The organism is Geodermatophilus sp. SYSU D00867 (genome assembly GCF_054050315.1).
Map to the genome: position 1 here is coordinate 143,447 of NZ_JBJGZC010000007.1, position 13,518 is coordinate 156,964.

Annotated in this window: 16 protein-coding genes and 1 riboswitch; of the genes, 6 read left to right on the top strand and 10 right to left on the bottom strand. The window is 76.7% G+C overall.

The window, feature by feature from the left end; translation table 11 throughout:
• Positions 1 to 5: 5 nt before the first annotated feature.
• The 3 genes from ACI8AK_RS08630 to ACI8AK_RS08640 all read right to left on the bottom strand — a co-directional run bounded on the left by ACI8AK_RS08630 (position 6) and on the right by ACI8AK_RS08640 (position 4,601).
• Positions 6 to 320, bottom strand: a complete 315-nt coding sequence (locus ACI8AK_RS08630) for a DMT family transporter (RefSeq protein ID WP_387988022.1) — start codon at positions 318 to 320, stop codon at positions 6 to 8.
• 11 nt (positions 321 to 331) lie between these two features.
• Positions 332 to 396, bottom strand: a riboswitch (guanidine-III (ykkC-III) riboswitch).
• 216 nt (positions 397 to 612) lie between these two features.
• Positions 613 to 2,298: a DNA repair helicase XPB gene (locus ACI8AK_RS08635; RefSeq protein ID WP_456955869.1), complete on the bottom strand. Its 1,686-nt coding sequence runs from the start codon at positions 2,296 to 2,298 to the stop codon at positions 613 to 615.
• 41 nt (positions 2,299 to 2,339) lie between these two features.
• Positions 2,340 to 4,601 carry a helicase-associated domain-containing protein gene (locus ACI8AK_RS08640; RefSeq protein ID WP_456955871.1) on the bottom strand — a complete coding sequence of 754 codons (2,262 nt, stop codon included), beginning with the start codon at positions 4,599 to 4,601 and terminating at the stop codon, positions 2,340 to 2,342.
• A gap of 57 nt (positions 4,602 to 4,658) precedes the next feature.
• Between ACI8AK_RS08640 and ACI8AK_RS08645 the strand changes: the two genes are divergently transcribed.
• The 3 genes from ACI8AK_RS08645 (at position 4,659) to ACI8AK_RS08655 (ending at position 7,192) form a co-directional block, all read left to right on the top strand.
• Positions 4,659 to 5,219: a hypothetical protein gene (locus tag ACI8AK_RS08645; protein ID WP_387988019.1), complete on the top strand. Its 561-nt coding sequence runs from the start codon at positions 4,659 to 4,661 to the stop codon at positions 5,217 to 5,219.
• Between the two features lie 93 nt (positions 5,220 to 5,312).
• The gene (locus ACI8AK_RS08650) at positions 5,313 to 5,540 is read left to right on the top strand and encodes a hypothetical protein (protein ID WP_387988018.1); all 228 of its coding nucleotides are present in this window, start codon (positions 5,313 to 5,315) and stop codon (positions 5,538 to 5,540) included.
• Positions 5,537 to 7,192, top strand: a complete 1,656-nt coding sequence (locus ACI8AK_RS08655) for an AMP-binding protein (protein WP_456901692.1) — start codon at positions 5,537 to 5,539, stop codon at positions 7,190 to 7,192. The genes ACI8AK_RS08650 and ACI8AK_RS08655 overlap by 4 nt, the downstream gene beginning before the upstream one ends.
• Before the next feature lie 12 nt (positions 7,193 to 7,204).
• Here ACI8AK_RS08655 and ACI8AK_RS08660 read toward each other — a convergent pair whose 3' ends face one another.
• Both ACI8AK_RS08660 and ACI8AK_RS08665 read right to left on the bottom strand, forming a co-directional pair.
• Positions 7,205 to 7,510, bottom strand: a complete 306-nt coding sequence (locus ACI8AK_RS08660; RefSeq protein ID WP_387988016.1) for a hypothetical protein — start codon at positions 7,508 to 7,510, stop codon at positions 7,205 to 7,207.
• Positions 7,511 to 7,552: 42 nt separating this feature from the next.
• Positions 7,553 to 8,320 (bottom strand): endonuclease/exonuclease/phosphatase family protein, encoded by a 768-nt coding sequence (locus ACI8AK_RS08665; RefSeq protein ID WP_387988015.1) that lies wholly within the window; start codon positions 8,318 to 8,320, stop codon positions 7,553 to 7,555.
• Positions 8,321 to 8,390: 70 nt separating this feature from the next.
• Between ACI8AK_RS08665 and ACI8AK_RS08670 the strand changes: the two genes are divergently transcribed.
• Positions 8,391 to 8,960, top strand: coding sequence for a nucleotidyltransferase family protein (locus tag ACI8AK_RS08670; RefSeq protein ID WP_387988014.1), 570 nt, complete (start codon positions 8,391 to 8,393; stop codon positions 8,958 to 8,960).
• Here the strand turns inward: ACI8AK_RS08670 and ACI8AK_RS08675 are convergent.
• Complete coding sequence (locus tag ACI8AK_RS08675) at positions 8,950 to 9,249, bottom strand: DUF202 domain-containing protein (protein ID WP_387988013.1); 300 nt, start codon at positions 9,247 to 9,249, stop codon at positions 8,950 to 8,952. The two genes, ACI8AK_RS08670 and ACI8AK_RS08675, sit on opposite strands and share 11 nt — an antisense overlap.
• Positions 9,249 to 9,617, bottom strand: a complete 369-nt coding sequence (locus ACI8AK_RS08680) for a YidH family protein (protein ID WP_456901691.1) — start codon at positions 9,615 to 9,617, stop codon at positions 9,249 to 9,251. Before ACI8AK_RS08680 ends, ACI8AK_RS08675 begins: the two co-directional genes overlap by 1 nt.
• A 115-nt stretch (positions 9,618 to 9,732) precedes the next feature.
• Here ACI8AK_RS08680 and ACI8AK_RS08685 point away from each other — a divergent pair, with 115 nt between their 5' ends.
• The gene (locus ACI8AK_RS08685) at positions 9,733 to 10,128 is read left to right on the top strand and encodes a cold-shock protein (protein ID WP_456901690.1); all 396 of its coding nucleotides are present in this window, start codon (positions 9,733 to 9,735) and stop codon (positions 10,126 to 10,128) included.
• 3 nt (positions 10,129 to 10,131) lie between these two features.
• On the opposite strand, the gene ACI8AK_RS08690 is transcribed toward ACI8AK_RS08685, so the two are convergent.
• Together ACI8AK_RS08690 and ACI8AK_RS08695 are read right to left on the bottom strand one after the other, a co-directional pair.
• Positions 10,132 to 10,629, bottom strand: coding sequence for a DUF2771 family protein (locus ACI8AK_RS08690; RefSeq protein WP_456955873.1), 498 nt, complete (start codon positions 10,627 to 10,629; stop codon positions 10,132 to 10,134).
• Positions 10,626 to 12,308, bottom strand: a complete 1,683-nt coding sequence (locus ACI8AK_RS08695; RefSeq protein WP_456955875.1) for an MFS transporter — start codon at positions 12,306 to 12,308, stop codon at positions 10,626 to 10,628. Before ACI8AK_RS08695 ends, ACI8AK_RS08690 begins: the two co-directional genes overlap by 4 nt.
• A gap of 100 nt (positions 12,309 to 12,408) precedes the next feature.
• Between ACI8AK_RS08695 and ACI8AK_RS08700 the strand changes: the two genes are divergently transcribed.
• Positions 12,409 to 13,197: a DUF3027 domain-containing protein gene (locus ACI8AK_RS08700; RefSeq protein WP_387988009.1), complete on the top strand. Its 789-nt coding sequence runs from the start codon at positions 12,409 to 12,411 to the stop codon at positions 13,195 to 13,197.
• Positions 13,198 to 13,209: 12 nt separating this feature from the next.
• Here the strand turns inward: ACI8AK_RS08700 and ACI8AK_RS08705 are convergent, their stop codons facing one another.
• On the bottom strand, positions 13,210 to 13,446 hold the full coding sequence (locus ACI8AK_RS08705; RefSeq protein ID WP_387988008.1) for a DUF2530 domain-containing protein: 237 nt from the start codon (positions 13,444 to 13,446) through the stop codon (positions 13,210 to 13,212).
• Positions 13,447 to 13,518: the final 72 nt, after the last annotated feature.

Genomic DNA, 13,518 nt, shown 5'->3' on the forward strand with positions numbered 1-13,518 from the left:
GGCGCTCAGTGCGTGAGCTTGAGCCCGACCACGCAGCCGACGATGCCGAGCAGGAGCAGCACGCGCAGCGCGGACAGCGGCTCCTCGCCCGACGCCATGGCGTAGCCGGCGGTCAGGGCCGCGCCGATGCCCACCCAGACCGCGTACGCCGTCCCGACGGGCAGGGTGCGCATCGCCCAGGCGAGGCCGAGCATGCTGCCGACCAGGCCGAGGACGAACACGACCGTCGGCGCCGGCCGGGTGAAGCCCTCCGTGCGGCCGAGGGCGGTCGCCCACACCGCCTCGAGGGCACCGGACAGGACGAGGACGAACCAGGACACGACGACTCCCGTGGACGCCGTCTTGTCGCTGTCCGGGTACGGCGCTGCTCGTCCGGGGGTCCGCCGCGGACCCGCCTCCACCGTCGCACACCCCGGCGGTCCGGGGTGGTGAGAACGGCCACCACCTCAGGAGGTCAGGCCCCGCAGCACCGCGAGCGCGCGCCGCGGCGCCGTGCCGGCCGGCAACCGCCCGAGGTCCCGCTCACCGGCCACGCGGGCATCCTGCCCGGCTGCCGGGTCCGGAGACGGCCGCGGCCCCGGGTCACGAGGACCGGGGGCCGCGGCGAGGGCTCTAGTCGGCGGGCTCGTCGACCCAGTCGGGGCCGTTGACCTCGCCCGGGCCGGCCAGGTCGGCGGCGTCGACGATCGTGTACGCGTAGCCCTGCTCGGCCAGGAAGCGCTGCCGGTGGGCGGCGTACTCGGCGTCGAGGGTGTCGCGGCTGACCACCGTGTAGAAGTGCGCCTGCCGGCCGTCGGCCTTCGGCCGGAGCACCCGGCCCAGCCGCTGGGCCTCCTCCTGCCGCGACCCGAAGGTCCCCGACACCTGGACGGCGACCGCGGCCTCGGGCAGGTCGATGGAGAAGTTGGCGACCTTCGACACGACGAGCGTCGTGACCTCCCCGGCGCGGAACGCGTCGAAGAGCTTCTCCCGCTCGCGGTTGGTGGTCGACCCCTGGATCACCGGGGCGTCCAGCGCCCGCCCGAGCTCCTCGAGCTGGTCGAGGTAGGCGCCGATGACCAGCTTCTGCTCGCCGGGGTGCCGCTCGAGCACCCGCCGGATCACGGGCAGCTTCGACGACGCCGTCGCCGCGATCCGGTACCGCTCCTCGGGCTCGGCGACCGCGTAGGTCATCCGCTCCTCGTCGTCGAGACCGACCCGCACCTCGATGCACTCGGCCGGGGCGATGTAGCCCTGCGACTCGATGTCCTTCCACGGCGCGTCGTAGCGCTTGGGCCCGATCAGCGAGAAGACGTCGTCCTCCCGCCCGTCCTCGCGCACCAGCGTCGCGGTCAGGCCCAGCCGCCGGCGGGACTGCAGGTCGGCGGTGAGCCGGAAGATCGGCGCCGGCAGCAGGTGCACCTCGTCGTAGACGATGAGGCCCCAGTCCTGGGCGTCGAACAGGTCCAGGTGCCGGTACTCGCCCTTCCGGCGGGTGGTCATCACCTGGTAGGTCGCGATGGTGACCGGGCGGATCTCCTTGCGCTCGCCCGAGTACTCGCCGATCTCGTCCTCGGTCAGCGTGGTGCGGGCCAGCAGCTCGCGCTTCCACTGCCGCCCGGAGACGGTGTTGGTCACCAGGATCAGCGTGGTCGCCCGGGCCTGGGCCATCGCCGCGGCGCCGACCAGCGTCTTGCCGGCGCCACAGGGGAGGACGACGACGCCCGAGCCGCCGGCCCAGAACCCGTCGACGGCCTCCTGCTGGTAGTCGCGCAGGTGCCAGCCGTCCTGCGCCAGCTCGATCGGGTGCGCCTGCCCGTCGACGTAGCCGGCGAGGTCCTCGGCCGGCCAGCCCACCTTGAGCAGCGCCTGCTTGAGCCGCCCGCGCTCGGAGGGGTGCACCACGACGGTGTCGGGGTCGATCCGCGCCGCGAGCATCGGCGCCACCCGCTTGGAGCGGACGACCTCCTCGAGGACGGCGCGGTCGGTGGTGGTGAGCACCAGCCCGTGCACCGGGTTGTTGACCAGCGTCAGCCGGCCGAAGCGGTCCATCGTGTCGGCGACGTCGACCAGCAGCGCGTGCGGCACCGGGTAGCGCGAGTAGCGCACCAGCGCGTCGACGACCTGCTCGGCGTCGTGCCCGGCGGCGCGCGCGTTCCACAGCGCCAGCGGGGTGACCCGGTAGGTGTGCACGTGCTCGGGCGAGCGCTCGAGCTCGGCGAACGGGGCGATGGCCGCGCGGCACTCGCGGGCCGCCGGGTGGTCGACCTCGAGCAGCAGCGTCTTGTCCGACTGGACGATGAGGGGTCCGTCGTTCACGGGGGTGGGTGCCTCTCCTCGGCGGGTGGGCGTCTGTCAGGTCAACCGTTGCCGGCGGCCGGGGCTTCCTCGTCGACCAGCGCGACGGAGGTGATCCGGTGCACCGCGAAGGTGCGGTTCTCCTGCCGGCGTTCGTCCCACCCCTGGAGGAAACCACCGGCCAGTGACACCGGCTGCACCACGCGCTGGCTGCCGCTGCCCTGGGCGTCGACGTAGCCCAGCCACACCGGGGAGCCGTCCCGGACGGCGCGGGCCAGCAGCTCCAGCGTGCCCGCGGTGGTCACCCCGGGGACCTGCCGGACCGGGGCGGTGGGGCGGGCGGCGAGCGCGGCGTCGCCGGCCCGGATCTCGCGGACGGTCGCCTCCGCCTCGGCCGGCGTCAGCGGGCGCCCGGCGGCCGACGGCGGCGGCCCGGGACGGCGGCCGGCGGCGCGGGGCCGGGCCGGCGGGCGGGTCAGGACGGCGCCGCCCGGCGACTCCCCGGCCGGTGCGTACCCGGCCTGCCGCAGCACGGTGAGCACCTCGTCGGCGCCCAGCCCGCTGACCAGCACGCCCGGGGCCAGCCGGCGCAGCTCGGCGGCCGCCGTCCGCCGGTCGCCGAGCACCTGGGACAGCAGCCCGTGGTCGTCGGAGCGGACGTAGCACTCGATCGCGCCGACCCGCAGCCGGCCGTGCTGACGGGCGACGTCGTCGACCAGGTACCGCAGCGCCTGCGGCACCGGCGTCCGCGAGGCGCGGGCGAAGAACTCGTGCAGGTCGGTGGCCGACCACCCGGCGTCCAGCGCCCGGCGCACCGAGGACTCCGACACCCGGAACACCGTCGCCCCGCCGGAGGACTCGACGTCGGCGACGACGGCGAGGGTGTCGGCGAGGTCGGACACCAGCGGGCCGGGGGCGACGAGGGTGAGGTCGGGCTGGGCGAGGACGTGGTCGACCGGCTCGGGCAGCAGCCCCTGCACCCCGTCGGCCGCGCCCTCCTCGCCGCGGGTCAGCAGGCCGCGCCCGCCGGTGGACAGCACGCCGCCCACCAGGACGCCGAGCCGCGCGGCCTCCGCGAGCATGTCCGGCACCGGCGCGAGCCGGTCGGCGCGCCGCGGGGTCCGCCAGCGCAGCAGCGCGACGAGGTCGTCGGGCGCCAGCCCGCGGCCGGGCGGGGCGTCCAGCAGCGCGGCCAGCGCCGAGCGGCGGATCGCCGGGGCGGTGTGCCGGACCAGGTCCGGCGACAGCGCGTTGACCGCCTTGCCCGCCACGTCCCGCGACCCGACCAGCGAGGGCAGCCGGGTGCTGTCCAGCCAGCCCGCGACCAGCGTCGCCCACCGGTCGGGCAGCGGCTGCTCGCGCCACAGGTCGTAGCCGCGGGTGGGCAGCCACTCGTCGCGGTGCGGCCCGCCGACGTCGAGCAGCCCCGCGGCGAAGGCCAGCTCCAGCAGCCACCCGGCGTCGGCCTCGGACACCGACAGTGCCCTGGCCAGCCGCTTGCGGTCCCGGACGGCGACCCCGCCGCTGCGCAGCAGCCCGGCCGGCTCCTCCTCGAGCACCGCCAGCAGCTCGCCGACCCGCCCGACCGCCTCCAGCGCCGCGCCGGCGGCCTGCCGGTCGACCGCGGCCGGGTCCCGCTCCACGGCGGCCGGCTCCGGGCGCAGCCGCGGCGGGCCGTAGGGGAGGTCCCCGCGCAGCAGGAGCCCGATCTCGCGCGGCAGCTCGACGTTGAGCGCGTCGATGCGGGCCAGCAGCCCGGCCTGCAGCAGCCGCCGGGCGGGGGAGGCCGCGCCGCCGCCGGTCTCGGGCAGGTGCCCGACCGGGCGGTCGCCGGCCAGCCGCTCGAGCACCTCGCGCTCGGCGGGGGCCAGCGCGCCGACGGCGGCGGCCAGGTCGGCGGGCAGGGTCACCCGGAGCTCGACGGCCCGGCGGCCGAGGCCCGCGGGGTACCGGACGGCGCGGCGCACCTGGTCGGGGGCGTGCAGGACCTCGTCACCCCACAGCAGCGCCCGGGTGGTCAGCCGCTCGACCGCCGCGTCGACGACGTCCTCGGGCAGCCCGGGCAGCGCCGCGACGACGTCGGCGGCCTCCACGCCGTCGGTGGGGGCGAGCAGCACGACGTCGAGCACCTGCAGGGTGGCGGCGTCGAGGTCGTCGAGGGCGCGGTCCACCGACACGGGCACCGCCAGCCGGCTGGCCAGCGCGACGACGTCGGAGGGCGCGGGCCGGGCCACGTCGGGCCGCGCGGCCAGCAGCGCCCCGAGCTGGGCGTCGCTGCGGGTGCGCAGCCACGCGGCCAGCGTGGCGGGGCGGTCGGCAGGCATCCGGACCACGTTACGTCCGCGCCCGCCCGTGCCGCCCGGACGGCCGGTCCTGCCAGCATGGACGCCGTGCAGCCGGCCGCCGACGACCCGCACACCCGGAGCGCCCTCGAGGGCTACCGGGCCGGCGCCCTGCGCTGGCTGGCGGGCGGGCTGATCGCCGTCGTCCTGGCCGTGCTGCTCGGCGCCGTCGCCGTCGCCGTCGCCGAGGACCGCGGCCGCCCGCTGCCGCTGGCCGGCACGGTCGTCGTCGGGCTGGTGGTCGTCGGGCTGGTCGCCGTCGGCGCGGGCCTCGGCGCGCTGGCCCGCGCCCTGCGCTGGCGGCGGGCGCTGGCCGCCGTCCCCTGGCAGCGCGGGCTGCTGCGCATCGCCGGGCCGGCGATCGTCGCCTTCGAGCCCGAGGGCTACGACGAGTGGGACCCCACCCAGGAGCCGGTGCGGCTCACGCTGGTGAGCACCTCGGTCTGGCGCACCCGCCAGGTGCAGGGGCTCGACGGCGGCGAGGTGCGGCTCGCGCCGGTCGGCCCGGGGGAGTGGGTGCTCACCGCCGAGGGGCTGCCCACCCTCTACGGCGCCCGGTCCGCCCGGTCCGCCCGCCGCGCTCCCCGCGAACGGGGGTGACGTGGGCGGGGCTGCTGCGGGTAGGACCCGGGGCACGCGAGAATGACGCCGCACGTGCGTCCCCCGAGGGAGCGCACCGGACACGGAGGCGAGATGGCCAAGCGCAACGAGAAGCACGCCCACCTGGTGGAGCCGACCTGGGGCCAGTCGGAGAACGCCGGCCCGCCGGTGACCGAGTTCCTCGGTGAGATGGCCGGCCCGCTGTCCCCGTTCGGCGAGGACCACAGCTTCCCGCTGCCGCCGGACCGCATCCGCTACGCCCACCCCACGGACAAGCCCAACCGGGCCGGGGTGCAGCTGCCCGAGAACCGGCGGCCGTGACCACCCCCGCGCTGCCGTCCTACGCCAGCGGCACCTCGACCGTCCCCCTGCTCGGGGACACCATCGGTGCGGACCTCGACCGGACGGCAGCGCGGGTGGGCGACCACGAGGCGCTCGTCGAGTGCGCCACCGGTCGCCGCTGGACGTACCCGCAGCTGGTCGCCGACGTCGACGCCTGCGCCCTCGGCCTCGACGCCCTCGGCGTGCGGAAGGGCGACCGGGTCGGCATCTGGGCGCCCAACTGCGCCGAGTGGGTGTTCGTCCAGTACGGCACCGCCAAGCTCGGCGCGATCCTGGTCAACATCAACCCGGCGTACCGCACGCACGAGCTGGCCTACGTGCTGCGCCAGGCCGGCATCTCCGTGCTGGTCGCCGCGCCGGAGTTCAAGACCAGCGACTACCGGGCGATGGTGGCCGAGGTCCGCGACGACTGCCCCGACCTGCGCGAGGTCGTCTTCCTCGGCGACCCGGAGTGGGAGCGGCTGCTGGACACCGGCCGGGCCGCCGACCGCGGGCTGCTCGCCGAGCGCGCCGCCGAGCTCTCGCCCGACGACCCGATCAACATCCAGTACACGTCGGGCACCACCGGCTTCCCCAAGGGCGCCACGCTGTCCCACCACAACCTGCTCAACAACGGGTTCTTCGTGGGCGAGGGCTGCGGCTACACCGAGGCCGACCGGATCTGCATCCCGGTGCCCTACTACCACTGCTTCGGCATGGGGATGGGCAACCTCGGGGCCACCAGCCACGGCGCCACGATGGTCATCCCCGCGCCCGCCTTCGACCCGGCGGCCACGCTGCGGGCGGTGCAGGACGAGCGGTGCACGTCGCTGTACGGCGTCCCGACGATGTTCATCGCCGAGCTGGCGCTGCCGGACTTCGGCACCTACGACCTCTCCAGCCTGCGCACCGGGATCATGGCCGGCTCGCCCTGCCCGGTCGAGGTGATGAAGCGGGTGGTCACCGAGATGGGCATGACCGAGGTGACCATCTGCTACGGCATGACCGAGACCTCGCCGGTCTCCACCCAGACCGGCGCCGACGACGACCTCGACCGCCGCACCTCGACCGTCGGCCGGGTGCACCCGCACCTGGAGGTCAAGGTCGTCCACCCCGAGACCGGCATCACCGTGCCGCGCGGGACGCCGGGGGAGTTCTGCACCCGCGGCTACTCGGTGATGCTCGGCTACTGGGACGAGCCGGAGAAGACCGCCGAGGTCGTCGACGCCGCCCGCTGGATGCACACCGGCGACCTCGCCGTCATGGACGAGGCCGGCTACCTCAACATCGTCGGCCGGATCAAGGACATGGTCATCCGCGGCGGGGAGAACGTGTACCCGCGCGAGGTCGAGGAGTTCCTCTACACCCACCCCGACGTTGTCGACGCGCAGGTGATCGGCGTCCCCGACGAGCGGTACGGCGAGGAGCTCATGGCCTGGGTCCGGCTGCGCGAGGGCGCCGAGCCGCTCACGCCGGAGGCGCTGCGGGAGTTCTGCGCCGGGAAGCTGGCGCACTACAAGGTGCCCCGCTACGTCAAGGTCGTCGAGGGCTTCCCGATGACGGTGACCGGCAAGGTCCGCAAGGTCGAGATGCGCGAGGTGTCGGTGAGGGAGCTGGGCCTGGAGGCCGCGGCCGCCGTCAGGAACGCCTGAGGGCCGGGACGCCTAGGGAGCCAGCTTCACCAGCAGCCTGGACACCAGGTTGCCGACGACGACCCAGACCAGCGCCGCGATCGCGGCGTTGACCGTCTCGCCGACGCGCGGGTCCGACGGCCGGAACAGGTCGACGGTGAACCAGCCGAGGTCGCGGCGCACGTCCGCCGCGGCCGACACCAGCGCGTTGGCCGGGTTCGCCTCGAAGAAGGTGAACACCGCGTGGACCACGATCACCACCGCCACCAGCGAGGCGATCAGTCGCACCGCCGAGGCGACCAGGGTGAAGGCGCGGGTGCCGACGCGGGACGCAGCCATGCGCTGATCGTGACACCCGTCGCTGTCACGACGCCAACCGCCTCACCCGACCGCGCACGGCACCACCAGCGCGCGGTGGTCCGACAGCGGCAGCCGCACCACCTCGGCCTGGCCGGTGACGGACACCGACCCGCGGGCCAGCACGTGGTCCAGCTGCCGGACCGGGACGTCGGCGGGGAAGGTCAGGCCCGCGGCCAGCGGCCGCAGCCCGCTCACCCGGGCGGCCTTGGGCGGCTCCATGTTGAGGTCGCCGAGGACCACGAGCGGCTCGCGCGTCCCCCGCAGCGACCGCACCAGCCGGCGCAGCTGCACGGTGTTCCAATACGGCACGAACGACAGGTGCGTGCAGGTGACGGTGAACTGCCCGGTCGGCCCGTCGATGACGGCGGCGACGGCGACCCGCGGCTCCTCGCTCACCAGCTGCGGCGCCCGCGTGCCGCGGAACCACACCGGCACCCGCCCGCGCAGCGTCGGCAGCCGGACCACCCGCCAGGACACCACCGGGTACCGCGACAGCAGCGCGACGCCGTAGCTGGCCGCGCCGGGCTGCTCGTCGCCGGTGGCCGCCATCCACGTGCCGCCGGGCGTCCCCGACAGCGCGGCCACGAACTGGTGGTCGACCGCGCCCATCGCCTCGGCGGCCACCGCGGTGAGGTCGGCGTTCATCGAGCGGGGCTGGTCGCGGTCGACCTCCTGCAGCGCCAGGACGTCGGCGTCCAGCGTCTTCACCGCCGCGGCGAGCCGGTCGACGTCGACCCGGTCGTCCTCGGGCGAGCGCCCGTGCAGGATGTTGAAGGTCGCGATGCGCACGGGACTCCCGTGCCCCCGCGGGCGGGACTCAACCGTGCGTGACCGGCCGGACGCCGGGTAGACGCACCCCGTGCTGCCCTCCGACCGCGACGAGATCCGTGACCTCCTCAAGCGCACCGCCGTGGCCCTCAAGGAGGGCGGGGTGCCCTTCGCCCTCTGCGGCGGCTACGCGGCGTGGGTGCGCGGCGCCCCCGAGCCCGACCACGACGCCGACTTCCTCGTCCCGGCCGGGGAGTCCGAGCGGGCGGCCAAGGTGCTCGCCGACGCCGGCCTGCAGGTCGAGGACCCGGCCGAGGACTGGCTGACCAAGGTCGTGCAGGGCAACTCGTTCGTCGACGTGCTCTGGCGCACCTGCGGCGTGCCGGTGGAGACCGACCTCATCGACCGCGCCGAGGACCTCCCCGTGCTGTCGGTGCACATGCCGGTGCTCGCGGCCACCGACATCCTCACCACCAAGCTCATGGCGCTCGACGAGCACTACTGCGACTTCTCCCGGCTGCTGCCGGTGGCCCGGGCGCTGCGCGAGCAGGTCGACTGGCAGTCGGTCCGGCGCGACGTCGCGGGCAACGACTTCGCCGTCGTGTTCCTCGACCTGCTCGGCCGGCTCGGCGTCGTCGACCCCGAGGCGGTCAGCGGCTGAGCAGGGTCGCGGCGGCGGCCAGCGCCGTCCCGGCGACGGCGGCGGTGACCAGCGCGGCCGCGGCCGGCGCCGCCGCCGGGGTCCGGGCGAGCGCTCGGGCCCGCCGCCGCGCGAGGACGCCGAGGACGCCGAGGCCGGTCACCGCCACCGCGGCCGCGAGGACCAGGGGCAGCACCCGCTCGTCGAGCACGGCGTGGGCGCCGAGCACCGCGGCGACGCCGAGCAGGCCGAGCCCGGTGCGCTGCCAGGAGAGGACGGTGCGCTGCGGCTGGGTCTCGCGGGCGGTCATCAGGCGACCTCGACGACCAGCAGCACCGCCACCAGCAGCACCACCGCGGTGACCAGCGCGACCAGCGCCGGGACCTCGGGGCCGGCGCGCAGCGGGGCGTCGGTGGCGATCGCCCGCTCGTTGCGCCGCCACCGCCCGTAGCCGGCCAGCGCGGTGCCGAGGCCGGTCGCCACGAGGGCCAGCCCGACCGCGCCGCCGCCCCAGGAGGCCCCGAGCCGGGGCACGTACGCCGCCACCGCCACACCGCCGGCGACCAGCGCCAACCCGGTGCGCAGCCAGGCCAGCAGGGTGCGCTCGTTGGCGAGGGTGAACCGGTAGTCCGGGTGCGGGGGGCCCGGGTGCGCGGCGGACTCGGACGCGGGCGGCACCCGGCCAATCTAGGTGCGCGGGACGGCTAACCTGGCAGCGAGCGGTGCGCCCGCGCCGCCGTCCGCCGGCCCCGTGCCGGGACACCCGCGAGCAGAAGCGACCCGAGGGATCAACGTGCCCACCGGCAGAGTCAAGTGGTTCAACCCCGAGAAGGGCTTCGGCTTCCTCTCGCGCGAGGACGGGCCCGACGTCTTCGTGCACAAGGACGCCCTGCCGACGGGCACCGCCGAGCTCAAGCCGGGCCAGCGGGTGGAGTTCGGCATCGTCGCCGGCCGCCGGGGCGACCAGGCGCTGCAGGTGCGGGTGCTCGACCCGCTGCCCTCGGTGGCGGCCAAGGTGGCCGAGGCCCGGCGGAAGAAGCCCGACGAGCTGGTCCCCATCATCGAGGACCTCATCAAGCTGCTCGACGACGTCTCGAACTCCCTGCGCCGCGGCCGGCACCCCGACCGCGCCGAGTCGCGCAAGGTCGCGGCGGTGCTGCGGGCGGTCGCCGGGGACCTCGAGGCCTGAGGCTCAGCCGGCCGGCGTCGGGGTGGGCGTGGTGCCCACCTCGCCGCCGGCGCGCAGGAAGCCGACCGGCCACGAGCCGGTGAGCAGGCAGTCGTCGTGCCGGTCCTCGACGACGACGAGGTAGTACGCCGGCGGGACGACGTCGGAGCTGTTGATGCCGTCGAACGTCGTCGTGCCCGGGTCGACGTCGACCTCGCCGAGCCGCTCCTCGAGGCGCTCGTCGAACACCTGCACGCTCCACCCGTTCGCCGCGACGTCGTCGGGCACGGTCAGCTCGATCGGGGTGTCGGGGGAGACCTCGACCAGCGGCGGCGTGACGTCGTAGCGCTGTCCCTCGCCCTCCCCGCAGTACTGCGTGGGCCGGGCGGTGACCTCCTGCGGCCCGGCGGTGACCGTGATCTCCGGCGGGGTGTCCGACGAGGCCGTGCCGCCGCAGCCGGCCAGCACGACGGGGAGCGCGCCGGCCAGCAGGACTGCGGCGGCGCGGGTGGGTGTCCTCACGGGCGGGGTGCCTCCGGCACGGTCGGGGCGTCGGGCGCGGCGGGGACGGCGCCCGGGACGGTGGGGGCGTTGGGGTCGACCGGCGCCCACCGGCGGCGGCGCGGCGTCCACAGCACCAGCCCGACGGCGAGCACGAGCAGCGCGGCGGCGACGGTGAAGCCGAGCCAGCCGATCGGCGGCAGCGCGATGCCGAGCGCGCCGCCGGAGACCCAGGCCAGCTGCAGGACGGTCTCGGAGCGGGCGAACGCCGAGGCGCGCAGGCTCTCGGGCACCTCGCGCTGGATGATCGCGTCGAGGGCGACCTTGCCCAGGGCGTTGGCGACCGCCGCGACGCCGGCGACGGCGGCCGCGGTGGCCAGCCCGAAGAACACCGCGGCGAGCACGGTGACCGCGGCGGCGGCCCCGGCGGACCACACGACCACCCGGTCGGGGTCGGCGTGGTGCAACCGGGACCCGATGCCGGTGCCGAGCACGCTGCCCGCGCCGGCCGCGCCGGCGATGGCGCCCAGCGCGAGGCTGGCCTCCCACCCGCCGTCGACCGTGGCCTGCACGAGGAACGCGGAGAAGATCGTCAGGAAGCCGCCGAGCCCGCGCAGCGCCGCGTTGGCGCGCAGCGCGAGCACCACGTGCGGGTTCACCGGCCGGCGCCGGCGGCCGGCGACGGGCACGGGCCCGGTGCTGAGGACGTCGGCGGGCTGCTCGCCGGCGGGGACGTCGACGTGGCGGGGCAGCCGGACGGCGAGCACGCCGGTGACGGCGAACACCGCGGCGGTCGCCCACAGCAGCGGCTCGAAGCCGGACGCCCAGGCCAGGCCCGCCCCGATGCCGCCGAAGACCCCGGCGGGGACCAGGCCGAACACCGAGAGACGGGCGTTGGCCGAGGTGAGCGACATGGCGCCGGGCAGCACCCGCGGGACGACGGCGGCGCGCAGCACGTTGTGCGCCTTGGACAGCACCAGCACGCCGAGCGCCGCGGGGTAGAGCAGCCAGTCGGTCTGGTGCGCGGCCATCACCAGCGCCAGCGCCGCGCGCCCCAGCGAGGCGGCGCCGAGCGCCCAGCGCCGGCCGCGCTGCAGCCGGTCCAGCAGCGGGCCGATGACCGGGGCGACCACCGCGAACGGCGCCATCGTGACCAGCAGGTACAGCGCGACGTTGCCGCGCTGCGCGTCGGCGGCCGCGGCGAAGAACAGGGTGCCGGCCAGCGAGACGGCGACCATCGCGTCCCCGGCCATGTGCAGGGCGTTGACCCACAGCAGCTGGGTGAGGCCGCTCTCGGCGGCGCCGTCGGCGCGGCTAGCGGCGCGCACCCGGGCGACGGCCGCGCCGGTGAGCTCGCGGGTGCGGGCGACGGCGACCCGGGTGACGGTCACCCGCGGCTGCGCCCGCGGCGCCGCCGGCGGCTCGGCCGGGGGCGGCACCGCGGCGGCCGGCGGCGGGACCGGCGGGGGGGCGTAGCCGGACGGCAGCGCCTGCGGCGGGGGGCCGTACCCGGGCGCCGGGGCGGTCGGCGGGCCGTACGGGGGCGGGCCGTACCCCGGCGGGGGCGCCGCGGCCTGCGGCTGGGTTCCCGGGCGGGGCAGGTCCAGCGGGGTGGTGTCCAGGCGGTCGGGCGGGACCGGCTCCGGCCGCGACCGGCGCAGCGGGCCGCGGCGGGACCCGGGCGGACGCGACGACGGCACGCCCCCATGGTGCCGCACCCGCCCGGCAGTCCGGGGTGGGCGTGATCACGGGGGTCCCCGCGTGCGCGTCGTGGGCACCGCCGTCTGGGAACATGGGGCCGTGACCCCCGATCCCGCCCCCAGCGACGTGCTGACCGGCGCGGTCGACCTCGCCCGCGCCGCGGCCGAGGAGACCGCCGGCGACCCCGCGGTGGTCGGCGAGCACCTGGGCGCCACCCCGGAGCGGCCCGGGGACGCCCCGGCCGCCGTCCTCGGCGAGGTGGTCACCCACTCGTTCGCCAGCCGGCTGCCCGGCTACGTCGGCTGGCACTGGGCGGTCACCCTCGCGCACGTCCCGGGGGACGACGGCGCCACCGTCGACGAGGTCGTGCTCCTGCCCGGCGACGCCGCGCTGCTGGCGCCGGCCTGGGTGCCCTGGCACGAGCGGCTGCGCCCGGGTGACCTGTCGGTGGGCGACGTCCTGCCGGCCACCGAGGACGACCCGCGGCTGGTGCCCTCCTACACGACCGAGGACGACGCCGCGGCCGACCCCGAGGCGCAGGCGCTGGCCGGCGAGCTCGGCCTGGGCCGGGAGCGGGTCATGTCCCGCGAGGGGCGCAGCGCCGCGGCCGCCCGCTGGCTGGCCGGGGACTTCGGCCCGCGCGCGCCGATGGCCCGCCAGGCCCCGGGCCCGTGCGGCACCTGCGGCTTCTTCCTCCCGCTGGCCGGGTCGCTGCGGAACCTGCTCGGCGCGTGCGGCAACGAGTACGCGCCCGCCGACGGCCGGGTGGTCGCCGTCGACTACGGCTGCGGCGCGCACAGCCAGGCCACCCTGGCCGCCGGGGAGCCGGCCGAGGTCGTGACGTCGGCCCGCTACGACACCGCGGAGTTCGACGTCCTCACCGACTAGCGGCCCCGCCCCTCAGCGGCGGGGTCCCAGCTGGCCCTGCCGGCGCATGACCGCGAGGCCCACCCCGGCCAGCACGATCCCGGCCACGCAGGTCCACGTCCACACGCGGTCCACCCGGTCGCCGAGGAGCAGCAGGACGACGAGGGCGAGCGCCCACAGCGCCGTCAGGGCGAGGACGACGCGGGCGGTGTCCACGCGCAGCGGGGGAGGGGCCTGCTTCAGGGGGCCGGGTGCAGCGGGGCGGGACACACCGCCGACACTAGGCGGCGTCCCCCGGAGACCGGCGGGGAGGCGCGCGTGCGGTGTGGCACGCTGTCGCGG